At 47.0% G+C, this 16,608-nt stretch carries 9 protein-coding genes; 6 read left to right on the plus strand and 3 right to left on the minus strand.

All coding sequences use genetic code 11. The annotated features are described in order from the left end of the window. Nucleotides 1-80 precede the first annotated feature (80 nt). Both B9T34_RS16970 and B9T34_RS16975 read right to left on the minus strand, forming a co-directional pair. Nucleotides 81-4,208 (minus strand): UvrD-helicase domain-containing protein, encoded by a 4,128-nt coding sequence (locus B9T34_RS16970; RefSeq protein WP_086214356.1) that lies wholly within the window; start codon nucleotides 4,206-4,208, stop codon nucleotides 81-83. A 4-nt stretch (nucleotides 4,209-4,212) separates the two neighbouring features. Next, complete coding sequence (locus B9T34_RS16975) at nucleotides 4,213-8,031, minus strand: exodeoxyribonuclease V subunit gamma (RefSeq protein WP_086214316.1); 3,819 nt, start codon at nucleotides 8,029-8,031, stop codon at nucleotides 4,213-4,215. 172 nt (nucleotides 8,032-8,203) lie between these two features. Between B9T34_RS16975 and B9T34_RS16980 the strand changes: the two genes are divergently transcribed. Next, a complete protein-coding gene (locus tag B9T34_RS16980; RefSeq protein WP_086214317.1) occupies nucleotides 8,204-8,716 on the plus strand; it encodes a hypothetical protein in 513 nt (170 codons plus the stop codon). Between the two features lie 52 nt (nucleotides 8,717-8,768). Here the strand turns inward: B9T34_RS16980 and B9T34_RS16985 are convergent, their stop codons facing one another. Then, nucleotides 8,769-10,202, minus strand: a complete 1,434-nt coding sequence (locus B9T34_RS16985) for a phosphate--AMP phosphotransferase (protein WP_086214318.1) — start codon at nucleotides 10,200-10,202, stop codon at nucleotides 8,769-8,771. 208 nt (nucleotides 10,203-10,410) lie between these two features. On the opposite strand from B9T34_RS16985, the gene B9T34_RS16990 reads away from it, so the two are divergent. The 5 genes from B9T34_RS16990 to B9T34_RS17010 all read left to right on the plus strand — a co-directional run bounded on the left by B9T34_RS16990 (nucleotide 10,411) and on the right by B9T34_RS17010 (nucleotide 16,572). Next, nucleotides 10,411-11,115 (plus strand): FFLEELY motif protein, encoded by a 705-nt coding sequence (locus B9T34_RS16990; protein ID WP_086214319.1) that lies wholly within the window; start codon nucleotides 10,411-10,413, stop codon nucleotides 11,113-11,115. Nucleotides 11,116-11,283: 168 nt separating this feature from the next. Next, nucleotides 11,284-12,228, plus strand: a complete 945-nt coding sequence (gene ubiE / locus B9T34_RS16995) for a bifunctional demethylmenaquinone methyltransferase/2-methoxy-6-polyprenyl-1,4-benzoquinol methylase UbiE (protein WP_086214320.1) — start codon at nucleotides 11,284-11,286, stop codon at nucleotides 12,226-12,228. An 18-nt stretch (nucleotides 12,229-12,246) separates the two neighbouring features. After that, the gene (locus B9T34_RS17000) at nucleotides 12,247-12,921 is read left to right on the plus strand and encodes a ubiquinone biosynthesis accessory factor UbiJ (protein WP_086214321.1); all 675 of its coding nucleotides are present in this window, start codon (nucleotides 12,247-12,249) and stop codon (nucleotides 12,919-12,921) included. Between the two features lie 12 nt (nucleotides 12,922-12,933). Continuing rightward, on the plus strand, nucleotides 12,934-14,553 hold the full coding sequence (locus B9T34_RS17005) for an ABC1 kinase family protein (protein WP_086214322.1): 1,620 nt from the start codon (nucleotides 12,934-12,936) through the stop codon (nucleotides 14,551-14,553). A gap of 480 nt (nucleotides 14,554-15,033) precedes the next feature. Further along, a complete protein-coding gene (locus B9T34_RS17010) occupies nucleotides 15,034-16,572 on the plus strand; it encodes a hypothetical protein (protein ID WP_086214323.1) in 1,539 nt (512 codons plus the stop codon). The last annotated feature ends 36 nt before the right edge of the window (nucleotides 16,573-16,608 follow it).

Genomic DNA, 16,608 nt, shown 5'->3' on the forward strand with positions numbered 1-16,608 from the left:
TTTGGGTAAATTTTCCACACGGTTATCCTCAAACTTATCCACAGGATAATAGATTGTTTCGCTGTTCTTTTTTAAAAATCTCAGGCAGTTTCATCGTACTTATCCGCATGCGCATAACCCAAAATACGGTCCAGCTGCAGGATAAATTCTGCATCTGGCTGCCAATGGCACGTGCCTGAGTTGGACTGGCTGCTCATGCCTCTCAGATATAAATAACTGGCGCCACCCAAGTGCTGATTGATATTGTAGCTTTGCAAATTAACCTTTAAATAACGGTGCAGCGCGACCAGATATAATGCCGCCTGCAGCCAATAACTGGATTGACTCATGCTGTTCTTCACTTCATCCAGCGCATAATGCTGTTCGGTTTTTCCCAAGAAATTACTTTTGTAATCTGCAATGTGATAACGCTCGCCATCAAAATAGACCAAATCAACTGCGCCAACCAAATAACGGGCAGAATTGGCCTCATTTAAAGCTTCAATCTGAATCCGGTGCTCTTTAAACAGCTGCTGAATTTTGCGGATTTGCACTGGCTGATCATGCAATGCCAGATGAAATGGAAACTCAGGCAAATGACTGTTCAACGGCATGCAGCTCAAACTGAATGGACCATGCAATGGCGCCTGCACCACGTCCTGCATCCACTGAGTCATAAGCGCGTAGAGCATTTCATTTTGCATGCTTTCAACCAAAGCGCCAAACCCCATATCCACATAAGCATCGATATTTTTTGCCTCATAGGCAGGCGCATCTTTAGGCTGCAGTTTTGCTTGCTGCGCATTTATTGCAGTCACGGCCTGCTGCAAACAATCGCGAATTTCTGTCGAATCTGCCGCCTGAAAACCTGTGCTCAACTGCCGCAGTAAGGTTAAAAGCTGATCTGGCTGATAGCGCACTGTACTTTGAAAAATACTCGCCCATTGCGATGAAGACTGGACATCGGCACTCAGGGCTTGCATCAGCATATGGTTAAAATCCATAAATGCGCTGCGCAGCAGTTTATGCTGTTCATGTGAAACCAGCTGTGCGCCAAAGAGCTGCTGGGCTTGGTGATGCAAAGGCTGTACCGCTTGGATATAGCTGGATTTCCATGCCTGTGCAAACGTTTTCCAGACCGCAAAACTTTCCTGCATTTTTAGTCGCAGCTCGATCAGCAGCTGCGGACCGTCATTCTTAAAACGCCGCAGCACTTCTAGTTTCCAGCCGGCCGCACCCTGAAAGTCAATCTGTTCATAAATGCTGTGCAGAAATGTTCCCGCCACGGTGCCTTTCGGAAATTGCTGCTTAATCCAGTCAATTTCATCAGCCGGCAACTCCGCTTCAGCAACCTGATCCGTTTCATCATCGGCACTGTCTTCAGCAACGGTTTGAATGGCCAACTGATCCTGCGGCAGCTGACGATAAGCCAAATGCTGCGACAGCCCAGTAAAACTGGTATTGCTGCGCGGATAAAAACGCGCTTCAGGCAAAGGCAAAGCGTCTAGAACCAGTTCAGCCTGCGCCAAAGTATGTATTGCCGCTGAAGGCTCAGTAATCAATCTTTCTACTGCACATTGCGGATGCTGAAAACTGAACTCACCTTGCCCCGCCCAAAATGGCAGGCTGTAGAGGGATTTATGGTCCTGTGTACGCAGGACAGCATATATGCGGTGACTGGCACGGGTCAGCGCGACATACCATAAACGATGCTGCTCAGCATAACGGCGTTCATCATGCTGCTGTTTTTTCAGCTCATCAGAAGTACCGCCAATATCAATGACACGGCGCTTTTCACTGTGCTCGTCCTGCTGCACATTTTCATAAGAAAAAATCAGCGTGTTATCCGCTTTTGGACCGCCATCGGCATTCAGTAAAAACACCACTTTAAATTCCAGCCCTTTCGACTGGTGAATGGTCATCAGCTTCACGCCTTCGGCATTGGTCAAAGGCCGTTCCAACTCCCATTCATGGCTTTTAGGCGCTTTCAGCTGTTTTAAATACCAATGAAATAAATGTTGTGCGCCCTGCAGCTGCTCACTCTGATCGCTTAAAATCTCAGTTAAATGCCGCAGATTCACCACATCGCGTTCATTTTCACGGCTATGCAGCGCAACAATACGTTCCCAAATTTTGAAATAATTTAAGCAATAATGCCATGCTGGCAAAAAGCCCTGATTCAGCCATAACTCACGAATATGATCAAACTGTGCAATATAGTGGCTCAGATCAAATGTTTGTGAATCTGCGCGCCACAAATCATTCAGCTTCAAACCCAGCAAGCGTCCCAGCAAAGCGCGTTTAACTTTCGCTTCCTGATAAGGTGACAGCACTGCTGCCAGTACCGCACCGACATCCTGCGCAATGGCGCTGCTGAATACGCTGCGCTTAGCCGCCCGATTCACACGGATGCCTAAAGACAGCAGAGCCTGCTGCACCGCATTCAACGCACTATGTCCGCTGGATAGAACCGCAATATCACTATCCATTAAAGGCTGTTTTTCAGCGTCAGATGCATCGGGTTCAGTCAAATACAGCTGGCCTTGTGCAGACTGCTGCAGCAGATGCTGAATTTTCCATGCAACCTGCTCAGCTTCCTGATCTTTATGCTCCAGCTGCAACCAGCGCAGCGGCACAGGATTAATCTGTTCTTGATCATGCAAATCCGCATGTTCCGCGCCCGCAGTAATGGGCACATACAGCACATCTTCCCCAAAATCCATCTGCTGCTGGAACAGCGCATCTACCGCTTCCACCAATGGCGCGATGGAACGGAAATTTTTCTTCAGCTGATAAAAACTGCCTTGTTTACGGTAAACATCATCACGCGCTTTGATGAAGGTCAGCATATCGCCGCCGCGGAAACCATAAATCGCCTGTTTACGGTCACCGACCATAATCATGCAACCCTGTTTCAGGCGTGAAGGATGACGCCAGATTTCCGCCAGCATGGTGTCCTGATCGAGGTTGGTGTCCTGAAATTCATCCACTAAAATCAGCGGATAGCGCGCATGTACAAAAGTGGCAAATTGATTGCCCTGCTCGCCTTGCAGCGCCTCAGACAAGGTCCGAATCTGCTGTGAAAAGGTCGTTTCACCTTTGCTTTGCAGCATCTGCGGCAAGCGGTTTTTGACTTCTATCGCAATGTGGTATTGCAGATAACGATCTAGAGCTTCTAAGTCTTCAGAAGCCTGCTGCACCGCAGCCAATACATTTTGCACCGCGCTGAACACAGGATGGTGCTGCAGGGTGTTCACGTCGGCATCGTCAATTTTCTTTTTACCGCTGGCGCTGCGCGGTTCAGATTTTTTGATAAATGCCTGCAGCTGCTGCAAGGCTTCTGGCAGCTGACCATTCACCAAAATCTGCACGCCCTGCTGCTGAATTTGTTCCAGCGATTCGGGCAGTTTTCTTAAGACTTCAACAATCGAAGTTTTAGACCACGGCTGATTGATCAGTTTGGCGTATGCGCCATTGGGCGTAAAATTTTCAAAAGCGCTGAAATCATCCAGCGGCTGCTGCGCCAGCACCTCCACGGCCTGCTGTATAGCGCTGAGGGAAAATTCAGGCGCTGTTACTGCATTGAGTTTTGCCGAACTGAAATTCAGGCTTTTTTCCATGACATCGGCATAGCCCGCGACCGATTTTAGCTTCTTATGCTGCAGTAAACTCGTGACGGCATCTTGAGGCTGTTCTTGCACCCATTCACGTAAAATATCGTGCACCAGCTGCTGCACATACTGTTTATCATCACTGGTAATGTCAGCGCGCTCTATTTTTCCGCTCTCAAAAGCAAACTCACGCAGCAAGGTTTGACTAAAGCTGTCCAGCGTACCGACAAACAGTTCATCCAGCTGATCCAGCACCAGCTGCAAACGTTCACAGGCATACCCAATTTGTGCAGGATTGCGTGTTAAAACCACTTGCACCAGCTCGTCTTTTTCGGTCTTTGCTCTAGCTTCAATATCAGATGGCAGCTCTGTGCGCAGACTGTCCAGCAATTGCAACATACTGTATAAACGCTGGCGGATACGGCTTTTTAATTCAGCTGCGGCTTTACGGGTAAAGGTGGTGGCAATGACTTGGCGCGGCAGATATTTTTCCAGCAGAATGCGCACCATAAGGCTGGATAAGGTAAAGGTCTTGCCCGTCCCAGCCGAAGCTTCAATCCAATGCAGCCCTTGAAACTGCATGCTGCTGATTGGGTTTTCAATTTCCTTAATCTGCATGCACTTACTCCGCTGTTTGATTGCTGTAAATTGGCGCATACAGCGCATAGGCAAACTGCTCACAACTTTGTGTCAGCAGCTGTAGGCTATTTTGATCACGTAAAATGAATGCCCAGTCTGCATGTGCCTGGTTGGCTTCATCTTGGCGGACATCAAATGCCGCGTAGTCACCAGGGTCTGTCCATTTGGCAATTAACTTATCAAACTGCTGCAGCACCTGAACACCGTGCTCATTTTCCTGCCATTTCACGTCTAAATCTTCGCCTTTCTTGCCTTCTTGCAGCAGTAAAATACTTTTAGGATTTGTTGCCAACATAAGCGCAGCTGGCAGAACCAAAGGCTGCTGCTGACCATAGCGCCATGCCTGCATCCAGCGCGCCAAATGCACACGCGCATCTTCTGGACTGATACCCGAGCAGCGGATGGTCACATCATTGCAAACTTCGATACGCTCATAATTCAAAGCGGATGCATCTGCAGGCAAAGATGCTAGCCAGAGCAAATATTCCAGCCAAATTTGCGCACGGCGTCTGCCCCGCGCGCTCGATGGCGTCATGCTCAGCCACTGCCTTACAGGATGTGCTGGTACAGTAATTTGCATCAAAGTCTGATCATCTACTTTGAGCTGGCGCTGCGTCACTGCGGTCAGTTTCGGTGGATTAGGCTGCATTAAGGCTTGTACACGCTGCCACAGCTGCTCATGCTGCAGCTGACCGACCGACCACGCCGCATCTTTAAACTTGCCGACCGGCAATTGATCCAGCAGCAATTCAGGCTGGGCTGCCTGCGAAGATTCATTTTTAACAGATTGATCCTGCAAAAAATGACGCACGGCATACTGCTCCAAACCATCCAGCAGTAAAGGCTCATCGGTTGCCAAACCATCCTCTATCTTTAAATTGCTGATGCCTAAGCTTTTTAAATATAGCTCTGCGGGGAAGGTGACTTGTTTAATCCACTGTGCGCTGTCCAATAGTGTTTCTGCAGGCGCCTGCAGAGTTACCGCCTGAGCCGCCCACGGCTGGCGCGCACCTTGCGCCTGCTGCAGCTGCCGCGCCACATAAAACCAATGATCCTGATAGCGGATTTTTCTGCTCGATCTATGGGCATCAAAACCATGCAGTTCAAAAGGCTGCAGTTCATGCACACTATAAATAGACTGCAAATTGGCTGGCACCGCCACATCGCCTTCTATTTTTGCCAATTGCGGCAAGTTCGGATTGGCACTGCTGCCTTGCACAATCAGCGCCAAATGACGGATAAATTCCTGCAGCACACTGGAAGGTTCCCGAATTTCGCCATCATTAATGTCAAAGCCATTATAAAATAGCCATAAATTATCTTTGGCCAACAGCAGCGCATCCAAAAATGCGCCTTGGTCATCTTCTAAACGTGAACGGTCGCCTAAATGCGGTTTCAGGACATCCATCAAATCAAAGGGCAAGTGAGACTTGCGGCTTGGGAACTGACCGCTGTCCAAATTCAGCATGACAATCAGCTTATAGGGCACAGGTCGGATTTGCCCAATTTGGCTAAACGTAATCTGCCCTGAAGGTATAGCCTGATCCATTTGACTGTCAAGCGTGCTTTGAATTTCCTGCAAGACATAAGGCAGTGGCAGCTGCATGTCTTTCAGCACATCACTATGCTCTGCGGCGCTGGCATCTTCCTCTTGATAGTAAGATAAGGTCAGCATAGTGATCTGCTTACGAATCGCATCACGGACAGATTTTAGTACTGTCACGCCCTGCTTTTGATAACGCTCCAAATCACGCAGCAGCAAATGCAGCCATTCTTCCACGTTGCGCAGCTGGCCCATTTCATGCTCTACAATCCAATGCCTGCGCTCTGCAAAATCCTGATAAATTTCAATCAGGATATTAACCAGTTCAAAATCATCACGGCGCACGAAAGCATAACTCAGGGTGTCCTGCCACATCGCATGTTCAGATACTGCAATGCCCAGCGCCAGACGATATAAAGCGAACTTAAAGCTGTAGCGGTAGTCGGTATCGTTGGGCGCCAAAGTACGGCGAAAATGATCTTCGTCCAGTCCGCGTTTGAATTTAGCTTCGCTTAACAGCTCAATCATCCGCGCACTCTGATCTGCATTAATGCCATAGCGGGTTTGCGCAGCGCTTAAATTCAGCCAGTCGGCAAAATCTTCTAAAGTAAAGCGCCCTTGCGGCAGCTGAATAGGTCCCAGCACCGCCTGCCAAGCATTTTGCACATCCAGCGGCGCGACCCCTGCAATTTTGACAGGCAGATACACGCTGTCTTTACGGGCAGCATCTGCCTGCGCCTGATCATCAAAAAACTGCTCTCTGGGCGGCGGCGCAAATACACTGCGGATTAAAGGTTCTAAATCTTTTAAATTCGGGCTTAGCACCAAAATATCGCTGGGCGAGCGCGGCGCATCGGCCGTAGCTTCGGATAGCCAAAAGGTCAGCTGATCTTTCAGCACTTCCAGCTGGCGCAGCGCCGAATGGCAAACATGTATACGGATGGAATCATCCTGCTCAGCCAAAGCAAAACTGTCCGCTTCGGGTTCTGCCAAATTCAAAATGTCGTATTGCACTTTGCCCAGCAAATGATATTCATAATCCGCAGGAAACTGGTCATCCCACTGCTCGCCGTTCTCTCCTGCAGCCAAGTTCACCAGCAGCGAAAAATGGTCGCGCGCCTGCTTGCCAAATCGGGTCAGCAGCGGATGCCGCGATTCTTTTAGCTGACCATATTCCAGCGTATATTTTTCAAAGAAGGCATCTATTTGTTGGTCATCTGCCTGTGGGTGCTGATCTTTAAAACGCTGCTTGAGCTTGACGTCATACTGTTTTTTCCAGTTGGCATCGACCGTATCTGCCCAATATTCCTGCGAAGGGTTAAAATGCAAAATCAGCACATCCATGTACTGCCCCAAACGGCGCAAAAAGGCCAGCTGACTGGGCGGCAAATCCAAAACAGTAAACAGCGTGACTTGCTTGGGCAATTTGGCTAAAGCGGCACTGCGGGTTGCAGGATCATCCATAATGGCCCAGAAATCATCATCAATGCCTTGCATCAACTCAAAATCGGCATGAAATTCACGATGCCACAGCCAGCGCTGCCAATGCTCCAGCTGCTCGGCCTGATCTTTGGCAAAATCTGAAACCTGCCGCTGCTGCGCCAGCTGCTCTTTAGAATCTAGCCCTGGGAAACCTGTCTGCACACTAAAAAACTGCTGATCCAAATCTAAGGGCTGATCCTTGCCCCAGCTCTGCAGCCAATTGCTGCTGCAGTCACAGGCTTGCCCAAATGCATGCTGTTTAAAACAATGTCCACGGTATTCCATATAGTTGCTGAATAACCGCGAAACCTGCTCCGACACCCAATACAGCATGCCCTGCTTTTTCAGCTGCTGCTCTGTACCTGATCTTAAACGTGAGGCGCTGTCATAAATACGCTGAATAATACTGTGCAGCGGATGCTCCAATCCCAGCGGGTTGTCTGCCGCCTGAATATAGGGTTTGAGCACTTGGTACGTCCGCCATTTAATAATCATGCGCGGAATGTTGGCTTTACGGACTTTTTCTTTATTGTCCAGCACTGCCTGATAGGCAAACCACTGAAAGGCACGGATACGCTGATGAAATAAACGGTTGGCGCTGATCCCTTGATGTTCAGATAATTTGACGGTCAGCCACGCCTGCACAGCGGGTGACGGCACAATAAAGTGCTGCGTTTTCAAGGCTTCAAAAGGATTGGCAGATGGCTGATGTCCAGCGTGTAGCATTTCTTCCAGCAAGATTTCAACACGCTGACTCTGAATCACATGAATGGCCATCTTTTCTTTATTTCCTTGCGCTCAAACTACAAAACCACAAAGATTATTGACTATACTTCTATGCCTGTCTATGCGAATTTGACAGATAAATGCAGTTCAAAAAATACTTTGAAACAAGTATCTTAATGATCCTTTACGAAAAAAATCAGCAGAAAACTGAAGGTATGTGCAGATGAAAATAGATAATATTCCTGATTCAATCGATCTGAGTTTAAACCTAGAAGCCATCCGCGAAGAGTGCCTGGATTTAGCAAAAAAACGGGCATATTTCTCTGCGGGCGCAGCGGTCGTTCCGGTACCCTTTTTTGATGTGGTGATTGATGTCGGCATCTTATCGCAGCTGATTCCTGAAATTAATGCACGCTTCGGACTCTCTCCAGAGCAGATCAGCGTCTATGACCCAGCCACAAAACAGGTTCACTGGCAAGAACTGCGCAAACGCGGTGTAGAATTTTCTGGGCTGGTGGTTGCCCGCACCGCCGTCAAAAAATCGATTAATAATGTTGCGGCCAAATACATTACCAAGCAAGTGACGAAATTTATCCCGCTGGGCGGTCAAGCCATCGCAGCCAGCCTCGGCTATTTTGTGATGAAAAAAGTCGCCGAAGCGCATATTGAAGAGACCTACAAACTGGCTAAAAGCATTCAGCAAAAGCAGACTGCGCAAACCGTTGCCGCGCAGTAAGGGTGTTTTTCAAATAAGGCTTAGGCCGCAATATGCAGCCTAAGCCTTAAATTTATTCAGCCTTCAGCTGCTTTAAAATTGCGCGCAGCACTTCAAGGCGTGCTGTACTTTTATCATTGGTCGAAATCACATGCCACGGCGCATACGCTGTATTGGTGCGCTCCAGCATATCGGCTGCGGCATTTAAATAGTCATCCCAGCGGCCGCGGTTGCGCCAATCATCTTCTGTAATTTTAAAGCGCTTATGCGGTGTTTCTTCCCGCGCTTGAAAACGCGCTTCCTGCTCATCCTTGCTGATCGCCAGCCAAAATTTAATTACCAGCGTCTGGCTGTCATACAAATCTTTTTCAAAACGGTTGATTTCATCGTAAGCGCGCTGCCATTCCACGGCGTTAGCAAAGCCCTCAACCCGTTCAACCAGTACACGGCCATACCAGCTGCGGTCAAAAATGCTGATTTTTTCTTCGGGCAGGATTTTGCTCCAAAACCGCCACAGATACGGCCTGCGCAGTTCATATTTTTCTGGCGCCGCAATGGTATAAATTTCATATTCACGCGGATCAAGTTTTTTCACAATGCGCTTGATCGCGCCGCCTTTCCCTGCCGCATCCATCCCTTCAAAAGCAATGACGATGTTGCGTGTATCAAAGCGTAAAGCCTCCGCCACTTTTTTAGTGAGTTTTTTCAGTTCATCTTTATAGTCGCCGTTTTCTAATCCGCCCTCATTCGGATTCAGCAGCAGTTCAGGAACTTTACTCTGCTTCCAACGCCCCTTCGCTTTGCTTAGATGTGCTGGGCAATGCTGCAGCGTCTGCAAAACCAGCTGCGCAAACTGCTGATCCCTTTCCGTCTCGTCTTCGCAGTCAATAATTTCCCAGTCATCCGTAAAGCGCTGGCGCAGTTTCTGCAGACTGTCATACTGTTTTTTGCTGCGCCAGTCCAAACCGTGCAGCTTATGCCAGCGCGCTTCCCCTGGATCAATTGTATCTAAACGCTTTTGCAGCGATTTCCACGACAGGTCAAACCACACTTTAATGACATCAACATGGTTATTTTTCAGATCCTGCTCATACGCGCGCATTTGTTCGATATAAGTTTCAAACATCGTTTCATCAATAGGCTTAGACACGTGCATGGCCGTGGTCAGCAAATCGCTGTACCAGTTGCCGAACATCACCATAATCTGCCCTTCGGCTGGAATAAACCGCGCATAGGGCTGCCAAAACGTCTGCTGATGATTAAAGCTTTGCGGCGCATCCGCTTTCACCCGCAAATAGCGCGGATCAACCCATTCGCGCAGCTGCTTGACCGCTTCGCCTTTACCGGCCAGCTCAATGCCGCTGACCAGCACCAATACACTTTTAGCATTGGCCTTGTCTTTGCTATCTTTTAAAGCATATTGCGCTTCAATTAATTTCACAGAGAGCTGATCTTCATCCATCAGCTGAAAACTCGAATCCTGAATTTGATTATCCTGCGCCGCCATATTGTTCTCTATTGTTCTGCTCTTCATTGCAGTATAACCAAGCTAGCCAGCTGACTAAATCACCCGAGTCCATATTTATGCTGCATTTTTATTGTGTAAAAGCTCGGCAGACTGACTGTCTAAATTGCATTTTTATTTCAATTTGTCATAGCAGGCGCGTATAACTGCCGATAATATTTAAGCAACTCTGAAATTATTGAGACACCTAATGTCGAAACTTGCAGTTTTAGATGATCTGTTAGATCTGTATTACCAGCTGAACTATCATAAAAATCCAGAAATTTTTCAGCGCCTGCAAGATGTACAAGCATGGCAAAAACAGCGCATGCAGCGCACCCATGCCAAACAGTTTGCCGAAAAGCACAATGTGCTGATGGCGGAATATTTCTTAAACCGCCTGTATGGCGGGCCAGACTTTGATGCGCTGGCGCAGCAGATTGCTCGCTTAAGCAAATATGCGCACAAAGCGGAAAAACTGATTCCAGACAATGCCATTAAAACCGGCACTGCTGGCGTCGAACTGGCAATTTTAGCCGTTCAGCTGGATGAGCAGGTCGCCATGCAGCTGCTGCAGGATTATCATCCCTATGAAAAGCTGACAGATGAGATGATGCGCCTGACCTACCTTAAGCTGGATCAGGGCTCAAACCGCCTGAAACAGCTGGATTTACTGGATCTGCTCGGAAAAAGCCTCGATAAATATATGCGCTCATTTGTGGTGTATGCAGCCTTCAAAATGTGTAAAGGCGCCGCGGCCAAATACAATTTTGAGGTCATGTATGAATTTATGCAGGACGGTTTTTTAGCGATGAAACCCTTAAAGTCAGCAGAGAAATTTGTCAAAGATTTTACTGCCGTTGAACGCCAGATTATTGATAAAGTGCATGCAGGCGAACCGCAGCCCTTTGCCTGAAGCATGGCCGCGCCCTACAGCGCGCTTCTGCTCAAATCCATCCAGGTTTTGAGGAATTCTGTATATTATTCATAACAATTTGCATGATGATTGCTGTATAACATCAAAGAATCTGTCATCATGCATGCAATACAGCATTCACCCTATTTTTCTGTTAGGAGCGACCCTATGTCTAATGAAAATCAAACGCCAGCCAACGTTACAGAGCCGGCTCAAAACAAAGACACAGCGAGTCCTTTCTTAACCGAACCCCTTCCGCAAGGCGCACCGCAAGGCCAGCAGCAGTCATTAGAACAGCGCTTGACCGATACGCCAGTGACGGGTTCTGTACCCAAATACAATCTGCCTCGCGGCGCCAATACCGGCAATGTGGGCGCAACTACGCACTTCGGCTATCAAACGGTCAGCAGTGAAGATAAGGCGCAAAAAGTGGCAGAAGTATTCCACTCTGTTGCCAGCAAATACGACATCATGAATGACTTGATGTCTTTCGGCATCCACCGCCTCTGGAAGCGATTTGCCATCAACATGTCAGGTGTGCGCCGCGGCCAGCATGTGCTGGATATTGCTGGCGGTACAGGCGACTTAGCCAAAGTTTTCAGCCGTGAAGTGGGCCCAACAGGCCATGTGGTCTTGTCAGATATTAACGAGTCGATGCTCAACGTTGGCCGTGACCGCCTCATTGACGCGGGCTGCACCAATGTCGATTTTGTTTTGGCCAATGCTGAAACCTTAGAACCTTTTGCCGACAACAGCTTTGACCTTTTGACCATTTCATTTGGTCTGCGTAACGTGACAGACAAAGATGCCGCGCTTGCAGCCATGTACCGCGTACTGAAGCCAGGCGGCCGCCTATTGGTTTTAGAGTTCTCTAAACCAGTATTTGAGCCATTCTCAAAACTTTATGATTTGTACTCATTCACCGCTTTACCAATCATGGGCAAAATCATTGCCAACGACTCAGAAAGCTATAAATATTTAGCTGAATCGATCCGCATGCACCCAGACCAGCGCACGCTGAAAGGCATGATGGAAAATGCAGGCTTCCAAAACTGCGACTACCACAACCTCACGGGCGGCATTGTAGCGGTGCATCGCGGCTTTAAACTTTAATCGGTTCAGGTCAAAATTATGTGGTCAATTCTTGCACTGGGTGCAGCTGAACGATTAATTCATCATGTGATTGATTTGGATGCCATCACCCGCATCCAGCTCAATCAGCTGCAAGGCAAAATGCTGCGGGTCGTCATTGATGCACCGCAGCTGTCTGTAGATGTCTTCTTCGATGACGCCAAAGTCCGCTTAGAGCCTACAGTCACAGGTCATAGCGAAAAGCCTTCCATCTTTGAACAGCGCCCTTTTGATTCTGAACATGCCGCAGCAGAAGCGACAGCAACTCTGCATGTTAAAAATACCATCGAGCTGCTGAAACTACTGCTGTCCGATGATATTGGCAATATTCCAGTACAAGGCGACTATCACCTGCTGCAGGATATTCAGCGCATTATTGCTCAAGCTGAACCCGATTTAGCAGCGCATTTATCGCCGTGGATAGGCCCTGCGCTGGCGCATGAACTCGGCAAAATTCAGCTGGCGCCGGAACATCTTAAGCGCAGCCTGCAAAGCCATTTATTCTTTGCCGAAGATGCCTTAAAAGAAGACACCGGACTGCTGGCGCCGCGCTGGCAAATGGATGACTTAAATCAAGACACCCGCCTGCTTAATCAAAATTTAGACCGCGCAGAAGCCAAAATTCAGCAGCTGCAGGCTAAAATTGATGCTCTACACGATACAACTCAAAACTAGGTATTTGCTCATATGATTCCGCACATTACACGTTTACTCGACCTTTGGCGCATTGCCGCGCACTATAGACTCGACACGTTGTTTCCTGCGGAAGAGCTGCCAGAAAAAGCGCGCCATGTGCTGAGTTTGATCCGCATGCACCCTGCTGCATGGTCCAGCCGTGAGCGTAAAAACCCGCTGAAATTAAAGCAGGCGCTGGAAGACATGGGGCCGCTGGCGATTAAACTCGGACAGTTGCTGTCGACCCGCCGTGATTTAATTCCGCCTGAAGTGCTGCAGCAGCTGGTGCTATTGCAGGACCGCGTGAAGCCATTTGGTTCTGATGTTGCCAAAATGCGCATTCAGGAGTCATTAAAAGCTGATATCAACACACTCTTCGCGCGTTTTGACGAACAGCCATTAGCAGCGGCATCCATTGCCCAAGTGCATACGGCTGCACTGCACGATGGCCGTGAAGTGGTGGTCAAAGTGACCCGTCCAGATATCCGCAGCCAAATTCTGCAAGATTTTGAAATTTTAGAATGGCTGGGCAACTATTTAGAAAAGCGCCTTGAAGCTGCCCGCGCACTGCACCTTTCTGAAATTATTCAAGACTACCGCCAAATCATTCTCAAAGAATTAGATTTGACACTTGAAGCAGACAATACACGCCGCATGCGCCATTATTTTACTGGCTCAAGCATGATGTATGTGCCCGAAGTCTATATGGACAGCAAAGATGTGATGGTGGCGGAGCGCATCACAGGTGTACCGATTTCTGACATTGCTACTTTTGACCGCTTGGGCATGGACCGTAAAGACTTATCAGAAAAAGGTTTAACCATTTTCTTTACGCAAGTCTTCCGCGACAATTTTTTCCATGCCGATATGCATCCCGGCAATGTCTTTGTAGAAACCATTAATCCTGCTAATCCACGCTTTATTGCACTGGACTGCGCGATTATGGGCGAGCTGTCCAAACATGACCAAATGACCGTAGCGCGCATGCTGCTGTCGGTCATGAACAGCGACTTTATGCAGCTGATTCAGATTGTGCATCAAGCGGGCTGGATTCCACCAGGTACAGATCAAGATGCTTTGGCACGTGAAATGCGCCGAACGGTTGGCCCGATGGTTTCCAAGCCCATGCATGAGCTGGACTTTGCCGGCATTCTGATTGAAGTCATGGATATTGCCCGCCGTTTTCATTTGGAAATTCCGCCGCAGCTAATGCTGCTGCTGAAAACTTTGGTGCATGTCGAAGGCCTTGGCACAGACCTGTATCCTGAGCTGGACATTTGGAGCTTGGCGAAACCAATTCTGACGGATTGGATTAAAGCGCAAATGAATCCGCAGAAAAATCTCAAAGAATTAGGTCAAAAAATTCCTGATTTACTGCTCGGTGCGCAGGACTTTCCAACTATGCTGATTGATAGCTTGAATGGGTTGAAAAATCAATCTGCATGGCATGCCAAACAGCTGAATGAGCTGCAAAGCATGCGCCTGCAAATGGAACACCAGCAAAAACGCAGCTGGATCTTCGGCAGCATGATGGCAATTTTCTTATCCATTGCCGTTATTGCGCCTTGGTATGTATCAATTGTATTGATTATATTTTCCAGCCTGCTGGCGCTCTGGCGTATAACGAAATAACCTTCCCCGAATATCATGCATGTTTAAAAACCCCGAATAGGGGTTTTTTGTTTGCTTTAAAAATCACATCACCATTCATCAAACATATTAAAACAACTTTCGTTTAATTAAACAAAAAACAACAATCGCACACCAATTAATGCTTTAAAATAAATATTTATTTAATTTACATTTAACACTAAAATCACATTACATTAAAAATTAATATCCCTATTTTAAGGGATATTAATAATTTTATTAGAAATAATAATTAAAATACTTTTCAATAATTATTAAAATATATTAAAATTTCATAAAAAACATACACATTATTCCAGATATTGATATTTTTTTACCTTCTGGTACAAGATGTTTATTATTTAAACTAATTATTTTAAAATAAATCAAAAATATTAAATGAAAAATAAAGCTTAATTCTTTTTAAATATTTAATTTGCTATAAGAGATAAAAAATCGCTATTATTTTTCCTGGGGAAATTAATGTTATTCAATACAACTGCAAAACAAACACTGCTGGTCACTTCAATTGTTGCATTACTTACAGCATGCGGAGGAGGAGGCGGTAATTCTGGCTCTTCGACTACTACACCTTTTGCGCCTAAAACTGTTTCTGGCGCAGCGGTTGACTTTTATTTGGCCAATGCAGATGTTCAATTGGATGACTGTAAAGATTCTTCAGGCAATGTTATCAGCTTCAAAACGGACACTGCCGGAAAATTTAATTTCCAAACCACGGCCAACTGCACCAGTTCAGCAATGACCATTACTGGCGGTACAGACATTGTCACCAACTTGCCATTTACAGGCACATTAAAGCTGAAGAAAACTGATTTGCAAAACCTCAGCAGCGGCAGCGTAGCAGTCACTCCATTGACATCTTTGCAATATTACTTTGAAAAATCAGGCAATTCAGCAGGCTTAAGCACAGTACTGGCGAATCTTGGCCTGAATATTTCTGGTGACCTGTCACAGTATGATCCAATTCAAAGCGGAACTGCGCATGACATGGCCGTCATCTTTGTCTTACAGCAGCTGATCACACAAATTGAAGACAATCTGCAAGCAATCAGCAAAGACGACGGTTCAAATGCACTGACACAAGAACAAGCAACAGCCATTGCATTTAATGCATTGATCAGCCATGCCAGCACACAGCCGCTTTTCAGCAGCACATCTGCCCAAATCGATACCGCTGCGCTTGCTAATATTGTGAATAATGCTGTTACAACTGCCGCTGCGACAATTAATGATCCTAACGTGGCCATCGATTCATCTTTGGCTTCTCAAGTCACGTCAAGCATTGAAAATGTATCAACGGCAATTACTGCCCTTGTGGCGAATGGCGGCAGTGCAGCACACCTGCAAGAAGCTTTATCAAATTCACCGGCTGCACTTGAAGAAATTAGCAATAATTTAAAAGCCCCGCTATATGACACTTTTAATCTTGCAGGCTACAGCGTTGCAGAAGTGCAAAGCTCCTCAAGCACTGCACCATTAGGCCTTGAACTCAGCAATATTGATCAGGCTTTATCTCTGCGTTTTAAATTAATAAATGGCAAATCAGATCTAAGAGATACATTTAAAGTAGCATTTAAAGTGACGGGTTCTCGCGGTTCAAAACAAGAAACTTTTGACGTTCTCGTCAACAACATTCAAGTTCATTTTGGTGATACTGGCGAAATTCTGGATGCAACAATTCCTGCAGGAACAGTGATTAAATTTGCAACCACGCTGAGCGGCGTACAAAGCTCATCGTTCACAACAACAAGTGATATTGACATCCAATCTGCAGGTGAAATTTCTTTGCTGGATTTAATTCAAAGCAATCCTGCTTTTGAAACCTTCTATAGCCAATACGAAAACGCGCTATCAGTAGGTGATCTAGTTCAAATCACCAGCTATGTGTCACCTACAACCTATACGCTTGCACCATCTTTTGGACTAGATACAGCAACCGTGAGTATTGGCGGCAGCAGTTTTAAAGGTAATGCGCTGACCGGCTATTTCAAATTGAATTAATACATTCATAAACAAAGCCAGTGCCCGCACTGGCTT

This window comes from Acinetobacter sp. ANC 3813 (assembly GCF_002135435.1).
In the GTDB taxonomy this organism is placed as follows: domain Bacteria; phylum Pseudomonadota; class Gammaproteobacteria; order Pseudomonadales; family Moraxellaceae; genus Acinetobacter.

What these genes read in the sequence shown, in the direction of transcription:
- B9T34_RS16970 (WP_086214356.1), bottom strand. Translation starts at nt 4,208, where the DNA reads ATGCAGATTAAGGAAATTGAAAACCCAATCAGCAGCATGCAGTTTCAA.
- B9T34_RS16975 (WP_086214316.1), bottom strand. Translation starts at nt 8,031, where the DNA reads ATGGCCATTCATGTGATTCAGAGTCAGCGTGTTGAAATCTTGCTGGAA.
- B9T34_RS16980 (WP_086214317.1), top strand. Translation starts at nt 8,204, where the DNA reads ATGAAAATAGATAATATTCCTGATTCAATCGATCTGAGTTTAAACCTA.
- B9T34_RS16985 (WP_086214318.1), bottom strand. Translation starts at nt 10,202, where the DNA reads ATGGCGGCGCAGGATAATCAAATTCAGGATTCGAGTTTTCAGCTGATG.
- B9T34_RS16990 (WP_086214319.1), top strand. Translation starts at nt 10,411, where the DNA reads ATGTCGAAACTTGCAGTTTTAGATGATCTGTTAGATCTGTATTACCAG.
- ubiE (WP_086214320.1), top strand. Translation starts at nt 11,284, where the DNA reads ATGTCTAATGAAAATCAAACGCCAGCCAACGTTACAGAGCCGGCTCAA.
- B9T34_RS17000 (WP_086214321.1), top strand. Translation starts at nt 12,247, where the DNA reads ATGTGGTCAATTCTTGCACTGGGTGCAGCTGAACGATTAATTCATCAT.
- B9T34_RS17005 (WP_086214322.1), top strand. Translation starts at nt 12,934, where the DNA reads ATGATTCCGCACATTACACGTTTACTCGACCTTTGGCGCATTGCCGCG.
- B9T34_RS17010 (WP_086214323.1), top strand. Translation starts at nt 15,034, where the DNA reads ATGTTATTCAATACAACTGCAAAACAAACACTGCTGGTCACTTCAATT.